The organism is Clostridium sp. MCC353 (genome assembly GCF_018785315.1).
Classification (GTDB): Bacteria; Bacillota; Clostridia; order Lachnospirales; family Lachnospiraceae; genus CHH4-2.
In genome coordinates this window covers 103,608-126,451 of record NZ_WQPN01000094.1, presented here as the reverse complement: position 1 = coordinate 126,451, position 22,844 = coordinate 103,608, and the positions used below count along the sequence as shown (strand labels likewise).

General features: G+C 46.7%; 19 protein-coding genes. 2 read left to right on the top strand and 17 right to left on the bottom strand.

Annotated features, from left to right (window positions below):
- Positions 1-71: 71 nt before the first annotated feature.
- From GPL15_RS16985 to GPL15_RS16970, 4 genes are all read right to left on the bottom strand, one after another.
- Positions 72-302, bottom strand: a complete 231-nt coding sequence (locus GPL15_RS16985; RefSeq protein ID WP_215699877.1) for a hypothetical protein — start codon at positions 300-302, stop codon at positions 72-74.
- Between the two features lie 67 nt (positions 303-369).
- A complete protein-coding gene (locus GPL15_RS16980; RefSeq protein WP_215699876.1) occupies positions 370-1,578 on the bottom strand; it encodes a CCA tRNA nucleotidyltransferase in 1,209 nt (402 codons plus the stop codon).
- Positions 1,579-1,663: 85 nt separating this feature from the next.
- Positions 1,664-3,097 carry a proline--tRNA ligase gene (gene proS, locus GPL15_RS16975; protein ID WP_215699875.1) on the bottom strand — a complete coding sequence of 478 codons (1,434 nt, stop codon included), beginning with the start codon at positions 3,095-3,097 and terminating at the stop codon, positions 1,664-1,666.
- 338 nt (positions 3,098-3,435) lie between these two features.
- The gene (locus tag GPL15_RS16970) at positions 3,436-4,851 is read right to left on the bottom strand and encodes an MATE family efflux transporter (protein ID WP_346344993.1); all 1,416 of its coding nucleotides are present in this window, start codon (positions 4,849-4,851) and stop codon (positions 3,436-3,438) included.
- Positions 4,852-5,358: 507 nt separating this feature from the next.
- Here GPL15_RS16970 and GPL15_RS16965 point away from each other — a divergent pair.
- Positions 5,359-6,168: a MerR family transcriptional regulator gene (locus tag GPL15_RS16965; RefSeq protein WP_215699874.1), complete on the top strand. Its 810-nt coding sequence runs from the start codon at positions 5,359-5,361 to the stop codon at positions 6,166-6,168.
- Here GPL15_RS16965 and GPL15_RS16960 read toward each other — a convergent pair.
- From GPL15_RS16960 to GPL15_RS16945, 4 genes are all read right to left on the bottom strand, one after another.
- Positions 6,138-7,217, bottom strand: a complete 1,080-nt coding sequence (locus tag GPL15_RS16960; RefSeq protein WP_252198476.1) for an AI-2E family transporter — start codon at positions 7,215-7,217, stop codon at positions 6,138-6,140. The genes GPL15_RS16965 and GPL15_RS16960 overlap by 31 nt on opposite strands.
- Before the next feature lie 178 nt (positions 7,218-7,395).
- Complete coding sequence (locus GPL15_RS16955) at positions 7,396-7,848, bottom strand: HD domain-containing protein (protein ID WP_215699872.1); 453 nt, start codon at positions 7,846-7,848, stop codon at positions 7,396-7,398.
- 229 nt (positions 7,849-8,077) lie between these two features.
- A complete protein-coding gene (locus tag GPL15_RS16950; RefSeq protein ID WP_215699871.1) occupies positions 8,078-9,640 on the bottom strand; it encodes an AbgT family transporter in 1,563 nt (520 codons plus the stop codon).
- Between the two features lie 130 nt (positions 9,641-9,770).
- Complete coding sequence (locus GPL15_RS16945; protein WP_215699870.1) at positions 9,771-10,466, bottom strand: RluA family pseudouridine synthase; 696 nt, start codon at positions 10,464-10,466, stop codon at positions 9,771-9,773.
- 111 nt (positions 10,467-10,577) lie between these two features.
- Here GPL15_RS16945 and GPL15_RS16940 point away from each other — a divergent pair, with 111 nt between their 5' ends.
- Complete coding sequence (locus GPL15_RS16940; protein WP_215699869.1) at positions 10,578-11,228, top strand: hemolysin III family protein; 651 nt, start codon at positions 10,578-10,580, stop codon at positions 11,226-11,228.
- A gap of 370 nt (positions 11,229-11,598) precedes the next feature.
- On the opposite strand, the gene GPL15_RS16935 is transcribed toward GPL15_RS16940, so the two are convergent.
- From GPL15_RS16935 to GPL15_RS16895, 9 genes are all read right to left on the bottom strand, one after another.
- Positions 11,599-14,538 carry an EAL domain-containing protein gene (locus GPL15_RS16935; protein ID WP_215699868.1) on the bottom strand — a complete coding sequence of 980 codons (2,940 nt, stop codon included), beginning with the start codon at positions 14,536-14,538 and terminating at the stop codon, positions 11,599-11,601.
- A gap of 184 nt (positions 14,539-14,722) precedes the next feature.
- Complete coding sequence (locus GPL15_RS16930) at positions 14,723-16,303, bottom strand: SPOCS domain-containing protein (protein ID WP_215699867.1); 1,581 nt, start codon at positions 16,301-16,303, stop codon at positions 14,723-14,725.
- A 61-nt stretch (positions 16,304-16,364) separates the two neighbouring features.
- Positions 16,365-17,213 carry an ATP-binding protein gene (locus GPL15_RS16925; RefSeq protein WP_346344992.1) on the bottom strand — a complete coding sequence of 283 codons (849 nt, stop codon included), beginning with the start codon at positions 17,211-17,213 and terminating at the stop codon, positions 16,365-16,367.
- The gene (gene cysE / locus GPL15_RS16920) at positions 17,194-17,874 is read right to left on the bottom strand and encodes a serine O-acetyltransferase (RefSeq protein WP_215699865.1); all 681 of its coding nucleotides are present in this window, start codon (positions 17,872-17,874) and stop codon (positions 17,194-17,196) included. The genes GPL15_RS16925 and cysE overlap by 20 nt, the downstream gene beginning before the upstream one ends.
- Before the next feature lie 72 nt (positions 17,875-17,946).
- Positions 17,947-18,675 (bottom strand): alpha/beta hydrolase-fold protein, encoded by a 729-nt coding sequence (locus GPL15_RS16915; RefSeq protein ID WP_215699864.1) that lies wholly within the window; start codon positions 18,673-18,675, stop codon positions 17,947-17,949.
- A gap of 1 nt (position 18,676) precedes the next feature.
- Positions 18,677-19,498, bottom strand: a complete 822-nt coding sequence (locus GPL15_RS16910; RefSeq protein ID WP_275950506.1) for an alpha/beta hydrolase family protein — start codon at positions 19,496-19,498, stop codon at positions 18,677-18,679.
- A 7-nt stretch (positions 19,499-19,505) separates the two neighbouring features.
- Entirely contained in the window at positions 19,506-20,342 is an 837-nt protein-coding gene (locus tag GPL15_RS16905; RefSeq protein ID WP_215699862.1) for a carbohydrate ABC transporter permease, read from the bottom strand.
- A 12-nt stretch (positions 20,343-20,354) separates the two neighbouring features.
- The gene (locus GPL15_RS16900; protein WP_215699861.1) at positions 20,355-21,242 is read right to left on the bottom strand and encodes a sugar ABC transporter permease; all 888 of its coding nucleotides are present in this window, start codon (positions 21,240-21,242) and stop codon (positions 20,355-20,357) included.
- A 221-nt stretch (positions 21,243-21,463) separates the two neighbouring features.
- A complete protein-coding gene (locus tag GPL15_RS16895) occupies positions 21,464-22,804 on the bottom strand; it encodes an extracellular solute-binding protein (protein ID WP_215699860.1) in 1,341 nt (446 codons plus the stop codon).
- Positions 22,805-22,844: the final 40 nt, after the last annotated feature.

Genomic DNA, 22,844 nt, shown 5'->3' with positions numbered 1-22,844 from the left:
GCGCTCTTTCCTATGGAATAAAGAACAGGCAGCCGTCCCATATAAAGAACAGCTGCCTGCCATAAATCTTACTAATCCTCTTCCATATCCAGAACTGCCGCTACCGAAATAGCAGAAGATACCACCGACACAGTCACAATAACCGCGACGATCACAATCAACAGTACCAGCCCCATAAAAATCAGGATAAAACTGCCATCATCCGCCGGCGCTGCTTCCTGTGCTGCAAATGCAGAAAAACACATCATCAGGTTCATCAATACAGTTATGATCAGTAAAGCGGCTTTTTTCATCTTGCTCATCTCATCACCTCTTTTAGTCAATCTTGTGCTCTGACACGCTTATAATATCCATATTGTATCATAAGTATCAGGAAAAAGAAATCTTTTTTATCTGATCTGTCAAATATTCCTTTTCATTTCTGGAGGGCTCTTCTAAAACCATTTCCAGAAGCCGGTTCAGCACCTCTCCCACCGCCTTACCAGGTTTAACTCCGGCCTGTATTACATCGGAACCGCTGACTGCCAGATCCTTCAGCTTGACACAGTCTCCATTTTCACGGATGTCAGCGCTCAGTTCCCCAACTGTTATGAGTTCTTCCAGACATTGAACTTCGGGAGAGGACATTTTTTTCAGTTCCAGAAGGTCATCATACAGGGAAGAGTCCATCCGGCTCATCATCCGGCGGAGCTCTGTTTTATCGGGTTTCAGCGGATGTTCAAACCATTTCACCAAAACCTTAACTTTGTTAATCGTATCATTGTCCAGTTTCAAATCGTGAAGAACCGCGTCTGCCTCCTGTACGGATGTATTTTTCAAAAATGCGGCCCAGCGGATGTGTTTTTTCTTCTCCAAAGCGCTGTCAATCCGCATACGGCTCCTGTCCACCTTATGGAAGGCGTCTGATACGTACCGGCTGATCCCGGTTTCATAAACCAGACCGATCTTTTCGGGATTGGGAGATAAAAGCAGCTTGGTAAGCTCTGTCTGTATCCGTTCTTTGCTGACATGCACCAGATTGGGCGCTATCTTCTTTATCGCGTCAAATGTTTCCCGTTCAATCTCAAAACCAAGCTGGGCGGCAAACCGGATCGCCCTCAAGATCCTGAGAGCGTCTTCCGTAAAACGGTCGACAGCGCATCCCACACAGCGGATCACTTTCTGCTCCAAATCCTCCATACCGCCAAATTCGTCCACAATCCCGGTTTCGTGGCTGTAAGCCATGGCGTTGATTGTAAAATCCCGGCGGCGCAGGTCTTCTTTCAGGCTGGAAGTGAATTCTACGGACTTTGGATGGCGTCCGTCTTCATATTCACCGTCAATCCGGTAGGTCGTCACCTCGTAGCCCACGTGGTTTATCATAATTGTAACCGTTCCATGCTGGATTCCCGTATCGATTGTTTTTGGAAATACTTCTTTTACCTGCTGCGGAGCTGCGGATGTGGTGATATCCCAGTCTCCGGGCTCCCGCCCTAAAAGGGTGTCTCTGACGCATCCGCCTACCGCATAGGCTTCATAACCATGATTCTTTAATTTACCAATAATTTCTTCTACCTCCTGCGGTATCTGAATCTGCATACGTCTCCTCCTCACAGCATTTTCTTTTTTAACATCAAGGGTGAAGGCATTTTCAAAAATGCCTTCACCCTTTGGTTTAAATTTTTTAATATGCGCGTCCCCAGTAAACCATCTTCACTGCCGGTTTGCCGCAGCATACGCATTTATCGGACAACGTCTCCTGTTCAAATGGAATACACCGTGACGTTGCGCTGGTAAGTTCTTTGATCTTATCTTCGCATTCCTGGCATCCGCACCACATGGCTTTTACGAATCCCGGTTTTTCCTCAACAGTCTTAACAAAGCTGTCGAAATCTGTGGCCACATAGGTATGCTCTTCCCGGTGCTTTCTGGCCCGTTCCAGCATAGAATTGTGGATCTCATCCAGCAATTCCCCAACTTTATCTTTAATTTCATCCAATGATACGGTGATCTTTTCGTGAGTATCCCGGCGGACCAAAACTGCCTGGTTGTTCTCAATATCCCTTGGCCCGATTTCCACACGAACCGGGATTCCGCGCATCTCGGATTCGCTGAACTTCCATCCCGGGCTCTTGTCGCTGTCATCCACCTTCACACGGAAGTTGGAAAGAACGTCTTTCAGTTCAAATGCCTTATCCAGCACGCCTTCTTTTTTCTGCTGGATCGGAACGATCATGACCTGGGTTGGAGCGATTCTGGGCGGCAGCACCAGGCCGTTGTCATCGCCGTGAACCATGATGATGGCGCCGATCATACGTGTTGTCATTCCCCAGGAAGTCTGGTGTACATACTGCAGGGTATTATCTTTTGCCGCATACTGGATCTCAAATGCTTTGGCAAATCCATCGCCGAAATTATGGCTGGTGCCTGACTGGAGCGCTTTTCCGTCATGCATCAGGGATTCGATGGTATAGGTAGCCTCTGCCCCTGCGAATTTCTCTTTATCTGTCTTCTGTCCTTTGATAACCGGAATCGCCAGTACCTCTTCGCAGAAATCCGCATATACGTTCAGCATCTGAATAGTTCTGACTTCCGCCTCTTCTGCGGTGGCATGCGCGGTATGGCCCTCCTGCCATAAAAATTCTCTGGAACGGAGGAACGGCCTTGTGGTCTTTTCCCAGCGGACTACGGAACACCACTGGTTGTAAAGTTTTGGAAGATCGCGGTAAGACTGGATATCTTTTGCATAGAAATCACAGAATAATGTCTCTGATGTAGGTCTTACGCACATTCTCTCCTGCAGCTCTTCCAGTCCGCCGTGAGTGACCCATGCCACTTCCGGCGCAAACCCTTCCACATGGTCTTTTTCCTTCTGAAGAAGGCTTTCCGGAATGAACATGGGCATATAGACATTCTCAACTCCGGTCGCTTTAAAACGGGCGTCCAGTTCTTTCTGAATGTTCTCCCAAATCGCATATCCCGCAGGTTTGATCACCATGCATCCTTTTACGCTGGCATAATCACATAACTCTGCCTTTTTCACTACATCTGTGTACCACTGCGCGAAATCCACATCCATGGATGTGATCGCTTCTACCAGTTTTTTGTCGTTTGCCATAACTTTATCTCCTTTTTTTCTGTAATAAAGAAATGCGCTTTTATAACAAAAACGCCGGGGCATTCAGCCCCTGTTGATTTACAAGGGACCGAATGACTCGGCGGTACCACCCAAATTAGCCCTGCCCTTTATGGGCGGCGGACTCTCTTTTTTCTGTTAACGCCAGATATACGCCGTATTTTCATACGGGACTCCGAGGCAGGTTGGGCAGTCATGGACACGGAGATCTTCCACCATGTGATCCCCTCTCTGTGGTGTGTAACCGCTTAATAGCCCTCTTCAACGTCTTTAGCTTCCATTTGCTGTATTCTTGATTCTACGTCATTTTGCATCAGTTGTCAAGTATCCGATACGCCGGAATACCTGGTTTTTACATGTGTTTTTTCACAGACGCTTTTTTCCCCGGCTGACGTATGATTTTCCGTTTTGGCGTACCGGAACATGAGGCCGGCCGTCACCAGCAGGCACAGCACCTCAGAAACCGTGGACGCCCACCAGATGCCTTCTCCTCCGGCAATTCCCACACACAGTTTCAGCGCGATAACCAGCATTACAAACCCGCGGCCTAAAGATATGGCCAGCGAGGATTTGGGCCGTTCAATGGCGGTGAAGAAACCGCCGGATACCACGTTAAAGCCCATAATGAGAAATGAAATGCTGAAAATCCGGAATACATGGGAGGAATAAGCCCTCAGTTCTCCCAGCTCCGGTGATACGAACACGCCTACCAGCAGATCGGCGCCAAACCATGCGGAAACGAAAGCCACGGCGGCCAGGCCGATTGTGGCGGTAAGGGCATAGCGGAACAGGGTTTTGTATTTCTCTCTTTCCCCCTTTCCGTAATAATAGCTGATTAACGGCTGGGTTCCCTGGGCGATTCCCGCCATGGACATGACCACAATGGTGCTCACATAGGCGATGATGGTATAGCTGACAATCCCGTCTTCCCCTATATTGGACAGGATCGCATGGTTAAAGAGAAAGACCGTAATTCCGGCCGAAAATTCCGTCAAGCCGGAAGCCAGGCCGATTTTGACGCCTCGGACCAGCTCTTTTGCGTTCCAGACCACTTTTACAAATTTTATGGTGGCCTTGGGGCTGAGGAAATGGGTCAGATACATGATTACCAGTACGGTCTGGGAAATCCCAGTGGCAACCCCGGCTCCCGCAACGCCCCAATGAAATACCATGACAAACAGATAATCCAGAATACAGTTGAGCACCGCGCCCGTGGTGGCCGCTACGGTGGCAAATCTGGGGTATCCGTCCGTTTTTACAAGGATTTCAAAGGAATAAGAGATAATAAATGACCAGGTGAAAGGCACTACCGACAATAAATAGGTTTTTACATAATCCATGGTAACTTCCGTGGCGCCCAGGAATACGGCGATATCATTCAGCCGCCAGATCACCACACCCATAATCACGAAGGATAACACCGATAAAACGATCATGTTCTGGGTGTAAACCTGGTTGGCGTCCTCATGCTTGCCCTGTCCCAGGTAGATTGCCACAATCGTGGACGCGCCCACCGCGAACAGGATGGATACCGAGAACATGAAGTTAACAAATGGCGATGCGATGTTCACCGCCGACAAAGCCACCTCTGATACCCCTCTCGCCACAAACATCCCGTCCACCATGGTATAGAGGGCAAAGATCCATTGGGCGATGACCGACGGCCAGATAAACCGCCAGAAGTTTTTTTTCAGTGACATTCCATCATAATTCATGATAATTAATAATTCCTCCAATTCTTTTCCTGCTGCTTGAACATTCGCATTTTGCATGGACGGCCCGGTATTTTTACGTTTTATATGGAAAATCCGGGGTTTTCCATGAAAAATGCGGAAATTCAATGGCTGATTTGTTGTACTTCGAGTATAAACCTTGGTATAATACCAAAGTAAAGGGGTTTTTGAAAATTTATTATAATTTTTGTTAGAGTTCATGTCCGGCCAGTCCGCTGTGCCGTCCGAAGGGGCTCCGTTTTCCGCCATGTGAACTCATGGTTTCGGCCTGGACAACTCTAAGACCGGAAGGGGATAGAACTAAGGGGACCGATGACATTCAAAAATCGTTCACACAGCGGAAGACGGAGCCCCTTCGGACGGCACAGCGGACTGGCCGGACACGTCAGCGGGGGCCGTGAACTGTAACTAATCTTTGCAAAATAGGTAACAGTAACCGTTTAGACATATTGCGGGCATGTCTGAACGGTTACGTAAAACAGCAGCCGTTTGGAAAGGAGTTTCTATATTATGTCAACCTATTATAAGATCGGGGAATTAGCGAAGCTTTACGGGATCAGCACCGATGTGCTGCGGTATTATGAGGAACTGGGAATTTTAGTTCCCCGCCGGGCCTCAAATGGCTACCGGGTCTACCGGACAGAAGATTTGTGGTGCCTGAATGTGATCCGGGACCTGCGGGGGCTGGGATTTTCCATGGAACAGATCCGCACATACCTGAAGGAGCGGAGCATTTCTTCCAGCCTGAGCATGCTGGACCAGGAATTGACGGCAATTGACGAAAAATTGGAGCAGCTGACCGGCCTCAGGGACAATATCCTGTCACGCAAGCAGACCATTTCTATGGCCCAGGAACTGCCCCTCGGGATTGTGACCAAAAAAGAACTCCCCGCCCGCCCCTGCCACCGGATCATGCAGGGTTATAAAACAGACGAGGAGATGGATATCTTAATCAAACAGCTTGTCAATTTTGACCGTGAAAAATTATATATAATAGGAAATAACCAGATGGGCTCTTTCCTGAATCTGGCCTCCGCCAAGGCGGGGGACTGCAGGGAATATGACGCGGTGTTTATCCTGCACCCAAAGGGAGAACATGAAATCGGGGGCGGTACGTTCCTTTCGGTCTGCTACAGGGGGGACTGCAGCCAGAATTATGATTATATTCCCCGGCTTTTTGAATATGCCCGGGACAGCGGGCTGGCCGCCTGCGGGCCCTTATTGGAGCTCTTGTGGATCGATATCCATACTTCCAGATATCCGGATGAGCAGTTGACAGAACTGCAGCTTCAGGTGGAACCGGTACCAGGCCCTTTATAAAGTTCCACAAAATCTTCAATTAACAAAAGCCCCACCGGCCCCAGGATAAATCCCAGCAGGCCGAACAATTTCAGCCCCACATACATGGACACCAGAGTTTCCAGGGCTGAAAGCCCCACTTTATTGCCCATCATCCTGGCTTCCATAAACTCTCTTAAAAAGTAACAGATCAGATAAACAGCCATGAGCGCCAGGGCAGTTCCCACCTGGCCGCGGAAGAGGGAAATGACCACCCAGGGAATAAACACAGTCCCTGTGCCGAATATGGGAAGGGCGTCTAAAAGTCCAATTCCGATTCCGGCCAGAATATAATATGGATTCTTCAAAAGAAAAAGGCCGGTGATACAAACAGCCGTTGTAAGGATCATGATCAGGCCCTGGGTTTTCAGATAGGCGTTTCCCATCATTTTCAGGCGACGGCTGATCAGGGCGAACTCTTCATGGAAAATGGAGTTATCCCGGCGGTATTTCAGCTCTTCCATTTCCTGAAGGGACAGCATGATGGAAACCAGGCCCACGACCCAGATCACGGTAACCTGGATCATACCTTGGAATATGGCCATGGAATTTGACATCAGATAGGGCATGGCTCCATTTTTCACGGAATTGCCCAGTCCTCTTAGCATATCTCTCACAATTACCACCAGACACCCGGGCTTCAGGGACAAGGCCGTCTCAAAGATCCGGCATTTCCCGGTCAGCCACAGATCAAGCTGGCTGATCCATACAGGAATCTGGTCCACCAGCATACGGCCTTCTATATAAAGGCGCTGCGCTCCGGCATAAACCCAGATGCCGAGGACGGATAAAAGAACCAGCAGTTCCAGCGCCCCCACAATTCCCACGGGCAGGTGAAGATTCCTGCTGCCGATTTGAACGCTCATTTTCCTGGAAATACAGGAAGCGGTCGGATACAGCCCCAGAGCGATCACATAGGAAATGAAAAAAGGAATTACGAGAGGCAGCAAGTATCTGAAACTTGCATAAACCACTCCCGTAACCCCTGTAATTAATAGTATCCTCTTCAGTTTCTCATTCGGTTTCACCATGGACTCACCTATTTCTGTTTTGTACTTCATTTGTACAAAATTTATTATGTGCTGTCCTGATGATTTTATGTGTAAATTTATCAATTTCTTTTTTCTTCCAGAAATACCGGCTGCATGTTATGCGGTCTCCATAACCGGCATAGGAAGGCACTTTATTCTATAGAACAGACGTTGTCCGCTACGCGGCCATCGCCCACTGTTCTTTTTCATGCCATGGCATAAATTCATTAACCGCGCAAATCTTATCTGCCAGTGTAACGATCCAGCCCAAAGATGAGGTGGGCATGGGCCCTAATGGAAACATATGTGTTTCAATTGCCCGGGCTTCCCTGTCGTTCACCTTAAAATAAGCGCGGCTTTTCACTGCCGCCAGTTTGGGATGATAAAACGCATGCATCTGCGGAGTCTCATCAGTACGCCAGTCATATAAGAAAAAGTCATGAAGCAGGCCGATTCTGGCCGCTTTCACTTCATCGCTTCCCACTGCCCTGGCAATCTTCCATGAAATATACGCCACATGGATGCTGTGATGAAGCCTGGTGCTGGATTTATGCTGAACATATGCGCTCAGCTTTTTAAAATCTTCATTCTCTAATATATCTGCTACCGTCTGGTAAAACTCTCTGTTCAATTTTAATCACCTTTCCAAAACATACTGACAACATGCCCTAATCAGCAGGATACTACGTTTTAGTCTTTATGTCAACCTGTTTTCAGTTGATTTTTTTTGGTTTCAGTTGAATTTTTTTGGGTATCAGTTCACGGCCCCCCGCTGACGTGTCCAGCCAGTCCGCTGCTTCTTGACCGGCCTTTTGGGTCAAGAAGATGAGCCGTCTGAACCGTTGCTTATTTGGTGTAAACTAAATCATCAGATTAGCGCCCGGTCCCAGGGGAAGTCCCAATATCATCCACAGGATCAAAAGCACGGACCAGCCGATCATGAAGAAAATGCTGTAGGGAAGCATGGTTGCAATTAAAGTTCCAATTCCCGATTCGGAATCGTATTTCTTAGCGAAAACCACTACCATGGCAAAATACGACATCAGCGGGGTAATCAGGTTGGTGCAGGAATCACCGATCCTGTATGCCACCTGTGTCAGTTCCGGCGAATATCCCAAAAGCATGAACATGGGCACAAATACTGGTGCCAAAATGGTCCATTTTGCCGATGCAGAGCCCATGAGCAGGTTGATCGCGCCTGAAAACAGGATGAATATGACCATAAGTACCGGGCCGCTCACTCCTGCCGTCCCCAGAAAATCAGCGCCTTTTAAAGCCAGTATGGTTCCCAGTTTGGTGTAGTTAAAATAGCTGATAAACTGAGCCGCAACGAAGGCCAGGGCAATATAGGCCCCCATGGAAGACATGTTGGTGCCTAACTGGGCGCAGACGTCTTTTTCGTTCTTATAAGTTCCGGACACCCGTCCGTAAACGATGGAGGGGATAAAAAACAGCAGGGCGATGAGGACAATCAGCCCGGACATAAACGGTGAATCGTTCATTAAGCTTCCCGTTTCCGCATTGCGAAGAAATGAATCCTGAGGAAATGACGCCGCCGCGATCAGAACCACAACAGCCAGAAGGGAAAGGTTCCCCCACCTTAACGCTTTCTTTTCCCTGTCGCTTAAAGCCGTTGCCTCTTTTACGTCTTCTCCCGTATGCTGATGGGCTTTGAGACGCGGCTCTACGATCTTATCAGTTACAAATGTTCCGATCACCACGATCACAAACGTGGAAACAATCATAAAATACCAGTTGGATGTGGGCTGAACCACATAATCTGCTCTGACCATCCTGGCCGCTTCGGTACTGATCCCGGAAAGCATGGGATCTAAGGTTCCCACCAGAAGATTGGCAGAAAATCCCCCGGAAACTCCTGCAAAGGCGGCTGCAAGGCCGGCCATGGGATGCCTGCCATATGCCATAAATACAACAGCGCCTATGGGAATCAAAACAACATAACCGATATCAGAAGCCACATTGGACATGACTCCGAGAAATACAAGCATTGGTGTCACAATCACAGCCGGAGTTACGGATACTGCTTTTTTCATCAAAGCGGACAGATATCCGCTTCCTTCTGCGCATCCAACCCCCAGCATGGTTACCAGAACAACTCCTAAAGGGGCAAAACCGGTAAAATTGCTGACCATATGAGTGAGCATATATGCCAGGCCTTCCCTGTTCATCAGGCTGACAACGCTGACCGTCTGTTCTGTCAGCTCCAGGGTTTTGCTGTCGATCATCTCTCCCGTTGCCGACACCCCTAATAACGAACAGAGTCCGGAAATCAATACGATAGCCACGGCTAACATAGCAAACATCGTAATAGGATGAGGAAGCCGATTCCCCATAGTTTCCACACCGTTTAAAAAACGGCCGAAAAGCGATAGCTTTTCTTTTTTTGCTGCGTTTGGTTTCATGATACATACCTCCAAAAATTTTCGTGAACCGGCAGAGCGGATAGGCAGCCATTGTCTACTCGTTCCGTCTCCAAGCGCACCGCACGTCCTCACATTATATAGGATATGTATCAGCCTAGTCAACAAGATATCACTGGAATTTACCAAATACCGAATAGTCCGGCTTCATTTGAAAGCTCATTTTCTCACCTGTTGCGGGGTGGGAAAATGACAGAAAACAGGAGCAGAGCGCGATGGTGCCCCTCTTTCTGGCAGGTCCCGCAGCAGGGCTGAATTCGGGATTATATTTATTATCTCCCCATATAGGGGTTCCATGTCCTGACATCTGTACCCGGATCTGATGGTGGCGTCCGGTCAGAAGCTCAATCTCCACCAGAGACAGAACTTCCTCCCCATCCTGGATCGTCTGAATCACTTTATAGTTCAGTTTGGCCAGTTTTGCACCGTTTATCCCCTTATCCACAATTTTAGAAGCATTGTTTTTCCCGTCTTTCAACAGATAATCCACATAGTTACCCACATTATCCACAAGTTTTCCACAAACCACTGCCTGATATTTTTTTATCATTTCACCGCCGGATACCTGTTTGCTCAGGACTGCGGCGGCTTTCTGCGTCTTTGCATAGACCATAATGCCGCCCACAGGCTTATCCAATCTGTGGATAACTCCCACATATGGTTCACATTTGGACGTGGATAACTTGTTAATATGTTTTTTAATCTCGCTTACCATATCGGGTTCAAAGCTGTGGGCGGACTGTGATTCCAAACCCACAGGCTTTTCCACCACTATGATCTGCTGGTCTTCAAAAAAAATGTTCGGCATTTTATTTTCTCCTTGCATATTTTATTTAAAAGTTGTATAGTATAGTAAATGACATCATATAGTTTTCATAACTACATTACATATTATCAATTTCTAATTGGAGGTGTTTCTATGAGTTTAAAAATCAAAGATCCCGGAAGTGCCATCACTCATTTCGCCGGAATGGTTATGGCGGCCTGTGCCGCAGCTCCGCTGATTATGAAGGCTTACCAGCCGGATGACAGAATCAGGATTATATCTATGGTAATTTTTATCAGCAGCATGATTCTGCTTTATGCGGCCAGCACCATCTATCATACTCTGGATATCTCACCCGCAGTTAACAAACTCCTGAGAAAAATCGACCATATGATGATCTTCATCCTCATCGCAGGCACTTATACTCCCATCTGCGTTATCGTGCTGGGAGACAAAACCGGCTGGAATATGCTGGCTCTGGTCTGGGGAATCGCCATTGTGGGCATCATTGTCATGGCCTGCTGGATCACATGCCCCAAGTGGTTTTCTTCCGTCGTTTATATCGCAATGGGCTGGGTTTGTGTCCTGGCCTTTACAAAAATCGTGAAAGCCCTTCCGCCCGCAGCCTTTGGATGGCTTTTGGCCGGAGGCATTATCTATACCATCGGCGGTATTATTTATGCGTTAAAGCTTCCTATCTTTAACACGAATCATAAAAATTTCGGTTCCCATGAAATTTTCCACCTGTTTGTGATGGGGGGAAGCCTTTGTCATTATATCATGATGTATCGGTTTGTGGCATAGGATTGGCGGTAAAAAAAAATTATTTAAAGTAAAGGGTGAAGGCATTTTGAAAAATGCCTTCACCCTTTACTTTAAACCCTCAAGGCATTTTCGAAAATGCCTTCACCCTTAATGTCACCCTTAATGTCACCCTGAATGTCGCCTTGATATCGCCTTGGTATCACCCTTGATGTAAAAAAGACTATGTAAGCGGCAACTGTGCCTTGCAATAGCACAGCTGCCGCCCAGGTTTTAATTAAAGTCCTGTATCTATCTAAAGCACCAGCTGGATGCGGATTGGCGCCCCGAAGAAATCCGACTATAATGTATAATATACGTAAACCCTTAAATGTGTGTATGTTCTCTATCATAATCCCCAGAACCGTCCAAATCATACATCCGGATATAAAGTCTTTTCCGGCTTTGAATAAAAATATCCCTGGATAATATCACAGCCGATCCGTTTCATATAGAGAACCTGTTCCTGGGTTTCCACGCCTTCACAAACTACTCGTAAATTAAGTTTATGGGCAGCTTCTATGATCAGCTCAATCAGTATTTTGTCTTTATCAGTTACCGATCCGCCTCTCTGGAAAATCTGATCCAGCTTCAGTTCATCAATTTCCAGTCTCTGCAGAACTCCCAGTGAAGAATATCCGGTTCCGAAATCATCGATAGAAATGCCGAATCCGTATTCCTTCAATTTTGCCGTACAGGCTATGAAAACATCCATATTCTGCATCGCAACATTTTCCGTAATTTCCACGGTGAGAAGGGAAGGTGGAATTCCATAACTGTCCGCTATATTCCGCAATTGGTTTGGAAATCCTTCATCATATAGATGGAGGCGGGAGAAATTACAGGCAATGGGACAGATTTCTATTCCCTGATCCATCCAGACCCTCATCTGTCTGCAGACATTGTTGAACATTGCCAGATCCACTTTAACAATAAATCCATTTTTTTCAAATAAAGGGATAAATTCTCCCGGCTGGATCATTCCGCGATCCGGATGGAACCACCGAACCAGTGCCTCTGCTCCTGCCAGCCTTCCATCGGCCGCATAATACTGGGCCTGATAATAAGGGATAAACTGGTTTTCTTGAAGCGCCTTTTCCATCATGGCCTCCAGTTCTTTTTCCCGCATCATGCTGCTCAAGAGATCGTCATAATAATAGACGATGGCCTGTCCGCCCTGAAGCTTTGCCTTTTCATTGGCATAACGGGAACGGTTTACCAGCTTGTCCACTGAAGTCAGGTCGGAATCCACAATATAAACACCACAGCTCACCGTCAGGCGGTAAACCACCCCCAGTTCATCCATAAAATGCTGCGCATCATTCCGGATTTTATTAACCAGTCTTTCCAGGCTGTTCTTGTCTTTAAAACGAACCAACAGGATAAAATTATCTGCAAAAATGCGGGAAAATAAATCATCCTGTCCAATGGCCGATTGAATAATATTGGAAAATACTTTCAGCATCTCATTGCCGGTTTCATACCCGAATGCATCATTAATATATTTAAAATTGTTGATATCTACATAGATTAAAGCGTTTTTAAACTCCGCCAGAGGAAGGCGTTTTTTCATGTCCAGCATGAATTTATTGTAATTTCCATGGCCGGTTACAGAATCAATGTATAAAAGCCGGGTGATCTTTTTATTGGCTCTGGACTTTTGGATGGTGATCACTCCAAGGCAGAGAATGATTAAGACAAGAGGCCCGCCGATGACAAGCAGCAAGGCTTCCGGGTTATGGCGCAGCAGCTCCCGGGCTGTAATGGTTTCCGGTTTCATCGTATTAACTGCTACAATCTCATTCCATTCATCCTGGGACACATAAAATATACATTTATTAATAATGTCCAGCAGAAGCCTGTCTGTATTTGGGGAAACCGCTATGCTGAGAGGCAGGCTGAAATCATTGAGACCGGTTGTTTTTAAATTATAGTATGCATCTTTCTGGAGCCACTGATTGGCTGAATACAGATTGATACAGGCTGCATCCGCCTCTCCGTTCCGGACCGCTTTCAGACACTCTTCTACGGTTTTAAATGTAATAATCTCTGTCTCTCTGTTCCACAATGGAATCTGATAACTGGCATAATACTGGTCTGGAACGGCAATTACCTGTTCATCCATACTGTTGATTCCTGTTTTGCTGACCAAAGTCATGGGCAGTTCCATATATACGGAAGATATTTTCACATGCTTCTTTTCCGCCCAGTTATAATCATTGGCAAAAGCTGTGATTATATCCACATTCCCATCCCTTAAAAGGGAGAGTGCATTGCTGTAGTCTTCAGCTTTTACAAACTCAAACTGCATGCCGGAAAATTCAGCGATCATATCGAAAAGATCCCTGGTGATTCCTTTCATCGTCCCCTGCTCCGCATCATAATATTCCAGCGGGTCCCAGAACGGATCATAGGCCACTTTTAGAACCGGATGTTCCTTAATATATTCCTGTTCCTCTCTGTTGAACACAGGAAATCCTTCTTTATTCCTATTATAATGTTTTCGGTAAATGTCGGTCTGAAACTCAGGATTCAGATAATAGATGCGGTCAAGCGCTTCATTAAGCCCGTTTAGAATTTGGCTGTTCCCCTTTGTAACCGCCAGATAATAATGGCTGCTGCCGAAAGCTGCCACCACCTTTTGGTCTTTGGGTTTTCTTAAACCTATGCTGAAAAGCAGATCGATCTCATGTGCTTTTAACGCCTGGTTTAACTCTTCCTGTGTTTTGTAATAAACCAGGTCCAGTTCAAAACCATGGAGCCCTTCATATTCCTCCAGCTTCTCTTTCCCGTAGCAGCCAGACAAAGCTCCGGCCTTTTTCCCGTCAAAATTCTCATAATCTTCAAATGCGTAGCTGTCCGTCTCTTCCCCTGTCAGGATCTGCAGATAGGTGGTCCCAATCTCCTGGTTTGAAAAGTCAAACCTATCCATTCTTTCCGGGTCCCGGATCATTGGGCCTAACATATCTAACTCCCCATTTTCCAGCATGGTCTGGCATTCTTCCCATGTGGCCTCTATAAACTCGTATTCCCACCCTGTATATTGGGAAATCTCCTTTAAAAAATCATACCCATATCCGAAATAATCTCCGCTTTCATTTCGTTCGAAATAACCGGGGATTTGTATATATCCTACACGAACCGCTTCCGGCGGCGTATTTTCCAGCGGCCCCGGATCCGGCGCCGCCGCCCCATTCTCTGCCGCCGACGTTCCCGCCGCCCATGCATCCTCTGCCTGCGCCCCCATTAAATTCAGGCATAAAAATACTGCCAGGCAAATCACTATTCTATATATGCTCTTTCTTCTGTTCACTCCACAGCCCTCAGATCTGTCTTTTATCCATGCCGCAGCAATTCCACTGCCGCAGTACAGGGTGTATTTGAAAATGCATTCCCGCCATGGGCACACCCTGTCCGGTCAACAGTAGAAACGCATCATAAATATGCGTTTCTACAGCTAATCCTTTCTAATCAATATTTCCACTATACCATTTTTCTCAGCCTTTCGCAATTTCTTTTATCAGGATCAGCTTGTCGCCCGGCGATACTTTTTCCTCCGTCAGGCCGTTGGTGTCGATCACATTTTCCACTGTGGTGTGGAATTTCTTCGCAATTGTCCACAACGTATCGTCCGGCTGTACGATATAGCCGACGATTCCCGGCATCTCCTGAAGCTTTTTCACATCCATGGGCTCTACGCTCACGCTCTCTATCACGTTTTCGCAGACCGGCTGCAGTACCAGAAGATCCAGCACCACGACTGCCTTCACTTCAACTACATCGGTGCTGAGCATGACTGCGCTGAGCTGTTCCAATCCGGTATCCAGCTGATAAATGCTCTCCTCCGTAATTCCGGGAGTTTCAGACGTATAATGGAAGGGCAGCATGGTGACATAGGATCTGACCGGCTCTTTATCGTCCGTGGTCAGATACAGGATCTGGATTTCCAGCGCGCCTTCAATCTTTAACGTATCTTCTTCAACCTGGACTGCGTCGATCTTAACGCTTCCTTCGCTGTGGCAGATTTGAAGGATTCTGGGCTCCGCATCCACATTCACTTTATCGGTCACTTTACATTTTCCGGTGTTTTTGGCAAGTATCTGTTCAAAACACACCTGGCCGGTCTGGAGGGCCAGTTCCCGGTTGGTGGAATACAGATCGCTCAGAAGCTCGATTTCCTCTTCTTCATACAGCTTCATATCCAGTTCCAGAACGGCGTCAATTTCCAGTTCCCGCAGCTCTCCGTCCGCATCCGGCTTGGCTTCCACGTCCTTGTGGATCAGCCGGACCGAAATGGCGGGGATCATTTCTTCCGACGCCTCCGGCAGGTCCAGTTCTCCTGAAAATGGAATGCTCTCTTCCACCCACTGCACCGGTGCGCTTTCCCCTTCACTGGTATAAATGACAAAGACCATGACTTCTCCGTCAATATGTACTTTTCCGTCCAATGGTTTTGTATTGACACTCCTCAGTTTCAGCTCGCTCCAAAGAACCGCGTCCATGCTGGGCTTGCTGCCTGAAAGAGTAATATCTTCTTTAATACGGTAGGTATCCTTCCGCCGCAGAGCGATGGAGGCCACATCCGTTTTCCGTTTCTGCACCTCAACCTGAACCTCTTCTCCATTGCGGTCAGCCGCGGAAGTCAGGTCGGCAGCCGCCTGCGCGTCATACAAAGTCTCCACACGCACGTCCAGAGTGACGATAGCTTTAACGCTCAGTTTTCTGGAGTTGATCATCGCTGCATTTAAATCTTCCAGCTCCCAGCTGACACCGGCATAATCCTTCTCTTCCAAACCCGGGACATTTACCATTTCATCAAATGGAATCGTTCCTCCCAGGGTCTGCATGCCGCCTTCCGCTTTGGCATAGAGAACCTGGAAGACCACCTTTCCTTTGATGGACAGCTTTTCTCCCATATTTTTCACGGCTTCAATCTGTACTTCTCCTGTGTCCATAATCACCTGCTCCATGTCGTCCATGGTATCAGGCACAATAAAATCATCATCCAGAGTGATCTGAGTCGCGGCATTTCCTTTCCAGCGGTTCATATGTATATTTTTCTTAATCAGCTCCACCATAAAAAGCACCCACCTTACCTTCTTATTTACTCTAAGAAAGTTTATGTGAGTGCTTTTTCTATTATGACTGTTGATTATAATTCTCCAGAAAATGATGGCGTTCGCCCTTCTTCACATAGCCGATACAGGCGTCCAGATTGACATTTTCCACGCTCTTAAAGATATTCATCTCTATATGGGGGTTGATCTTGCGAAACTGGCTGATCAGTTCCTTCATCTCCTGCCGCTTGGATGTGTGGACTTCTTCTTCTAAAGCCCGTTCCTTTGCGATCCGCTCGGTAAACCGGCAGGCGCACTGGAGAAATCTCAGATTGTTGAAGTTCTTCCAGGCCAGTATGTTGGCTTCTTTTACCAGATACAAAGGCCGGATCAGCTCCATCCCTTCAAAATTCGTGCTGTGCAGCTTGGGCATCATGGTGTTTACCTGGGCTCCGTAGAGCATGCTCATGAGAATGGTCTCAATCACATCATCAAAATGATGTCCCAGGGCAATTTTGTTGCAGCCCAGCTCTTTTGCGTTGGCGTAGAGATAACCTCTTCTCATCCTGGCGCAGAGATAGCATGGCGATTCGTCCACATCCACAACCACATTGAAGATGTCGGATTCAAAGATCCGGATGGGAATGCCCATCAGCTTTGCATTTTCTTCGATCAGGGCCCGGTTGTCCGGATGGTAGCCGGGGTCCATCACGATGAATTCCAGCCCGAAATCCATCTTTCCGTGGCGGCGGATCTCCTGCATGCACTTTGCCAGCAGCATGGAATCCTTTCCTCCGGAAATGCAGACGGCAATATTGTCGCCTTCCTGTATCATGTCGTATTCATTCAGTGCCTTTACAAATGGCCGCCAGATATCTTTGCGATACTGCTTGATGATGCTCCGTTCGATATCACGGCAACGGTCTTCCATCGGTTTCATTTCCTTTCGCTAATAGTTCTTTCAGCCGGGTCTCCAGCTGTTCCAGTTCGGCCTCTAACTGCTCCACCCTGGCTTCCATCTTGCAGTAGTGTTCCATGGAAACCATCTTTTCCTCTTTTTTCGGAATGGGAACTCCGTCGATTTTCACCGCCCTGGCGGGAACTCCTACGGCCGTCACGTTGTTCTCCAATGGTTTTAATAAAACCGCATTGGCAGCGATCCGGCAGTTATCGCCCACTTCAAAGGAGCCTAAAATCTTGGCTCCCGCCCCAACGGTCACGTTGTTTCCAAGGGTTGGGTGGCGCTTGCCTTTCTGGGTTCCCACACCGCCCAGGGTTACGCCCTGGTAGATGGTGCAGTTATCGCCTACGACCGTAGTTTCTCCGATCACCACTCCGCAGCCGTGGTCGATCAAAATCCCATGCCCCATCTGGGCGCCGGGATGGATCTCTATCAGCGTAAAGAATCTTGCAAGCTGGGAAATCAGCCTTGCAATGAAAAACATCCTGTGTTTATAAAACCAATGTGCAAATCTATGCCAGATCAGGGCATGAACACCCTGATACAGCAGAAGGACTTCCAGGGCATTCCTGGCCGCAGGGTCCCGTTCCTGAACTGCCTTTACATCGAGCCAAATATCACGAAATATCATAGCATTCCCCTTTACTCTATTCTCATTATGCTTATCCTGAATAGTATAGCATATGAAAATAAAATAAAAAAGCTACTTTATTTCTTTTGAGAGGATTTTTTGAAGAAGGGAAAACCAATTCTGCCAGGTAAGGCATCCTTCCAGCCGTTGTATTTTATTTTTTCCACCGCTTTCAAGTTTTTCTGCCAGGAGCTCAGATGATCTTACATAAACATCCTGGCTTCCATAGGCAAAATATACTTTCGGAATCCTATCCCTATTCTCTTCCAGCAGACCGTGCAGCGAATAATCCGTATCTTTCAGATTCTCCATCTCTCCTGTCCCGAATGCATTGGCCGCCTGTTCTTTTTTGGAACCAGACAGAATTTCATCGGTCAGAGAACCGCAGGAAAAACAGATTGCCATTTTGTAATTTTCCGGACATTTAAACGCCGCCCGCAGCGCCGCGTATGCCCCTTCTTCAGCTCCCGCAATGTACTGTTTTGTCAGGTCCGCCGGAAAATACTCATTTACCAGCTCCGGCAGTTCCTGGGTCAGCATTGTAAAATACTTGAAGCCATGAACCATATCTGTTCCATAACTCAGTTTCATATCCGGCATCACCACCAGAATTCCCAGCTCATCCGCCAGTTCTTCCACTGCTGTTTTTCTCATCCAGGCGGTATGATCCAAACCTGCCGGGGGAATCAGCCATAAAACCGGATATGTCTCCCTGTTCCAGCGCTCCGCAGGCAGGATCACATCCATGGAATTGCATTCCGTTAATGCTTCTGAAAAAAAATGAATCTGCATCAGAGCCATATCATTTTCCCCCTTTCAACGGCAGGGTTTCCAGGAACTTTTGGATCCATGTATCCCAGAATTCCCATTCATGTTTTCCCGGCCCCTCATGATATTCATAGCGGTAGGGATTGCCCGGTATCCCTTCAAATGTTTCTTTTATCTTCATCGCAACCGGATATCTGACGTCCTCTGTGCCCATCGCATGATAGACTTTTGGCAGTATTTCTTCGTTTCCGGCCTTCTCTTGGATCAGTTTTAAAATGTCATACTCCGTTCCGGCCAGGGAATCCGAATCTTCTACTCCGTATATATCCCGGTTGCATTTCAGATAGGTGGAATTGACGTCGCCTTCTTTCCCCCGCCACAGCCCTTCTAACGGGGCCATACCGCCTGTGGACAGCATACAGATTGTTCCATACCGGTCCGGGTTATTGATCCCGATCCACATAGCGCCGCCGCCGCCCATGGAAAGGCCGGCTATGTAGTTATCCTCTCTCTCCATGCTCATTTTGGGGAACATTTTTTTGCAGAAATGAGGCAGTTCTTCTGTCATATAATCATAATATCTGGGGCCGTGGGCCATGTTTAAATACCGGCTGTAACTCACCTCCGGCATCACAACGATCAGACCGAGAGGGGCAGCGTACCGTTCGATTGAGGTCCGCCGCATCCAGATCGTATGATCGTCGCTGCGGCCGTGGAGCAGCCATAAAACCGGGTACGTCTCCTGTACCCCGCTCCCCGCCAAGCCGATTCCCTGCAGTTTCTGGGGCATAATCACGGAGATTCCAGTATCCATATTCAAAATCTCCGAATAAAAATTTACATGTATCAGCGCCATTTTACACCTATCCTTTCACAGCGCCTTCCATCATGCCCGCTACGATCTTTTTCTGGAAAAGACAGTAAACGATAAAAATTGGCAGGATTGAAAGGAGCATTACAGCAAAAACAATGGTAAAGTTTGTAGAATTTTCTGTTCTGAACGAATACTGGTACAGAGTCAGGGTCCGGTTTAAATTGGACTGGTTGAGCACCAGAGAAGGCATAAAATAATCATTCCAGATCCAAAGGGAATTTTTAATTACCACTGTGGATATAATCGGATTCATGATAGGCCTTACGATTTTATAAAAAACCTGATTTGTATTGGCCCCATCGATATAGGCCGCTTCTTCCAGGTCGGTGGGCAGAGAGGACAAATAGCCTACCAAAAGGAATATGCCCTCGCAGGTGGAATTTGCAATGTAAAGCAGAATTGCCCCCTGCCTGTTCAGCAGTCCCAACTGGCTCATGAGCTTGACCATGGGAAGCATTTTTACCTGAAATGGAATAAAAATCCCGGCAACCATAAAAAAATAAAGGAAATTATAAAATTTGGAATTAAAACGGCGTCTGGATATGGCATATGCGCACATGGGCAGGAATACAACCATTGCCACAATTGAAATTCCTGTGATAACTGCCGAATTTTTTAAAGCGATAAAATAATCCGGCCGCTGCAGCACATAAATAAAATTATCCCACACGATTCTTTTCGGTAAACCAAAGAAATTACTGAATATATCGCTCATGTCCTTCAGTGAGGAAACAACGGTGAGATAAAACGGGAAAAATACCAGAAGCGTTCCAAATATAAGAGCGATATAAATAAATATCTTCATAACTGTTTTTTTCTTCATCATCGATCCCACCCTTTAATCATAAATCTTTTTCTTATCGGTAAACTTGATCTGGATGATGGAGATCACGGCGATAATAAACGCAACGATCATTGCCTGGGAAATCGCATATCCAAACTTCATATCTTCAAATCCCAGCCGGTAGATGGACAAAGTGATGCTCTCCGTCGCGCCGGCAGGCCCTCCGCTAGTCAATGCCATGATATAATCGTATATCATAAGCCCTTCTTTTAAGAGCAGCACGAATATAATGCTGAGTATGGGAAGTATGTATCTGAGGGTGATATAGAAAAAGCGCTGTCTTCCATTCGCCCCATCTACCGTGGCCGCTTCCATAATCTCAGCCGGAATTGTCTGAAGGGCCGATATCACAAGGACAGTGGGTATCGCCACACTTTTCCACACATTTGTGATCAAAATACCGTAGATCGCCGTATTACGGCCTGACAGTATATTTTTCTGAAGGCTTTCAATTCCAAGGGCCTCTCCGATTCCGGGAACTCCCTGGAAAAATATGTAGTTAAAAATCAGGCCGATTGTCAGCATACTGACGCATGCCGGGAAGAAATATACCGCCCGAAAGAAATTCTGTCCTTTTGTCTTCGCATTTAAAAGCAGGGCCAAAATGACAGAAATCAGCATGACACAAATGATCAGCATGACCGCATAGCGCAGGTTGAAGCTTACCGCCTTGCGGAAACGGCTGTCCTTCAGGATTTTTATGTAATTGCTGAAGCCAACCATCTTGTATTTTTTTGAGATTCCGTTCCAGTTGGTAAAGCTGTAGTACAGCCCCAGAATGATGGGAACGATGGATAGCAGAGAATACAAGATTAAATTAGGAAGGACGTATAAAAAATGGACGATATTCCTTTCCCTGTTTTTTTTCGATTTTCCTTTCACCGATCTGCCTCCCGTTAATTTATTTTTTTACATGAAGTGCCACATGAAGGGTGAAGGCATTTTCGAAAATGGCTTCACCCTTTAAAGTAAACCCCGAAGGCATTTTCGAAAATGGCCTCACGCTTTAAAGTAAACCCCGAAGGCATTTCGAAAAATGCCTTCACCCTTCATGTTAAACCCCGAAGGCATTTCAGAAAATGCCTTCGCGCTTCATGTTAAAACTACTTCTGCGGAACATAATACTCTTCCACAATCGCCTGGAATTCCTCCAAGAACGTATCCACATCCTTATCCAAAATCAATGCCTGCACAGACACATTCAGCCCATTTCTCAAATCCTGGGTCCAAATACTGGCTAATGAAGGACCAAATTTCCCTGATTCAATATAACTGTTGATTTCAACAAGCTGTGGAACGCTGTATTCAACGCCATTTACAAGAGTTGGGTTCTTATCCATATCGCTGAATTCCTGGGCGATATCTTCTCTCACCAGATAGTTTAAAAATCTGATGCACGCGTCATACTCTGCATCCGTACAATCGGAAGAAATGGAGAACGCCGTATCCACCGTACCGGCAGTGTAGAATTCATCCGTTGTAATCGGAGGGATTGCAGTACAATCAAAATTGAGGTCCGGGTTCATGGTTTCAAATGTAGGAACCGCCCATGATCCATCTATGTACATAGCCGCCTTACCGCTGGTAAACTCTTCATATGCCGGCTCATCATCATACCCCAGAGAATCTGCATTTCCGTATTCACGCAGCTTTAAAATGGTTTCCGCATATTTTCTGATATTCTCATCTTCTGTGATTTTATATGTGCCTGCTGCTAACTGGTCGCATTTGCTGTAAAAGTCGTGATCGATGCATCCGATCAGCATTCGGTCAAACATCTGGCTAATCCGGGTTGCTTTTTTATCGGGAAATGAAAATGCCTGGATTCCTTTCTCTTTCAATGCTTCACAAACCGTCCATAATTCCTCTTCTGTTTTGGGCACTTCCAGTCCCAGTTCCTTGAATAAGTCCACATTATAGTACAGTCCGTACGCGTTCATCGTAAGAGGCAGGGAATAATATTTCCCCTCCACTTTACACCGCTCTAAAACCGACGGATTCACCCGTTTCATAAATTCTTCATCCGTCAAATCCTTGAAAACCCCTTCCCGCATCATATCCTGATAAGAGGCACTCCATGGAAATACGGATACCAGTTCCGGGATGTTTCCAGCTGCAATTCTGGAAATAATGGTAGTCGTCGTGGTTTCCGCTAATGTGACATTTACCTGGATATCCGGATTCTCATCCATAAATTTTGCTGTAAGCTGATTATAAAGTTCCACATTTTCCGGTTTCTGATGGAAAAGTTCAATCACTGTTTTTTCACCGGAAGCTGCGGTTGTATCCGTTTTTTCCTGCGAAGTCTCCTGTCCTGCCTGGCTGCCGGCTGCGGTTGTGTCTGCTGCCGCAGTTGTTGATGGCGCCGGATTTCCTGAACATCCTAAAAGTGAAGAAGCGGCTAATGATCCTGTTAAAAGCATTGCAAACAATCTTTTTTTCATAAACTGAATTCCCCTTTCAAACATCTTTAAATTTCGTCTC

Coding starts and splice junctions, on each gene's coding strand:
- GPL15_RS16985 (WP_215699877.1), bottom strand. CDS start 302: ATGAGCAAGATGAAAAAAGCCGCTTTACTGATCATAACTGTATTGATG.
- GPL15_RS16980 (WP_215699876.1), bottom strand. CDS start 1,578: ATGCAGATTCAGATACCGCAGGAGGTAGAAGAAATTATTGGTAAATTA.
- proS (WP_215699875.1), bottom strand. CDS start 3,097: ATGGCAAACGACAAAAAACTGGTAGAAGCGATCACATCCATGGATGTG.
- GPL15_RS16965 (WP_215699874.1), top strand. CDS start 5,359: ATGTCAACCTATTATAAGATCGGGGAATTAGCGAAGCTTTACGGGATC.
- GPL15_RS16960 (WP_252198476.1), bottom strand. CDS start 7,217: ATGGTGAAACCGAATGAGAAACTGAAGAGGATACTATTAATTACAGGG.
- GPL15_RS16950 (WP_215699871.1), bottom strand. CDS start 9,640: ATGAAACCAAACGCAGCAAAAAAAGAAAAGCTATCGCTTTTCGGCCGT.
- GPL15_RS16945 (WP_215699870.1), bottom strand. CDS start 10,466: ATGCCGAACATTTTTTTTGAAGACCAGCAGATCATAGTGGTGGAAAAG.
- GPL15_RS16940 (WP_215699869.1), top strand. CDS start 10,578: ATGAGTTTAAAAATCAAAGATCCCGGAAGTGCCATCACTCATTTCGCC.
- GPL15_RS16930 (WP_215699867.1), bottom strand. CDS start 16,303: ATGGTGGAGCTGATTAAGAAAAATATACATATGAACCGCTGGAAAGGA.
- GPL15_RS16925 (WP_346344992.1), bottom strand. CDS start 17,213: ATGGAAGACCGTTGCCGTGATATCGAACGGAGCATCATCAAGCAGTAT.
- cysE (WP_215699865.1), bottom strand. CDS start 17,874: ATGATATTTCGTGATATTTGGCTCGATGTAAAGGCAGTTCAGGAACGG.
- GPL15_RS16915 (WP_215699864.1), bottom strand. CDS start 18,675: ATGGCTCTGATGCAGATTCATTTTTTTTCAGAAGCATTAACGGAATGC.
- GPL15_RS16910 (WP_275950506.1), bottom strand. CDS start 19,498: ATGGCGCTGATACATGTAAATTTTTATTCGGAGATTTTGAATATGGAT.
- GPL15_RS16905 (WP_215699862.1), bottom strand. CDS start 20,342: ATGATGAAGAAAAAAACAGTTATGAAGATATTTATTTATATCGCTCTT.
- GPL15_RS16895 (WP_215699860.1), bottom strand. CDS start 22,804: ATGAAAAAAAGATTGTTTGCAATGCTTTTAACAGGATCATTAGCCGCT.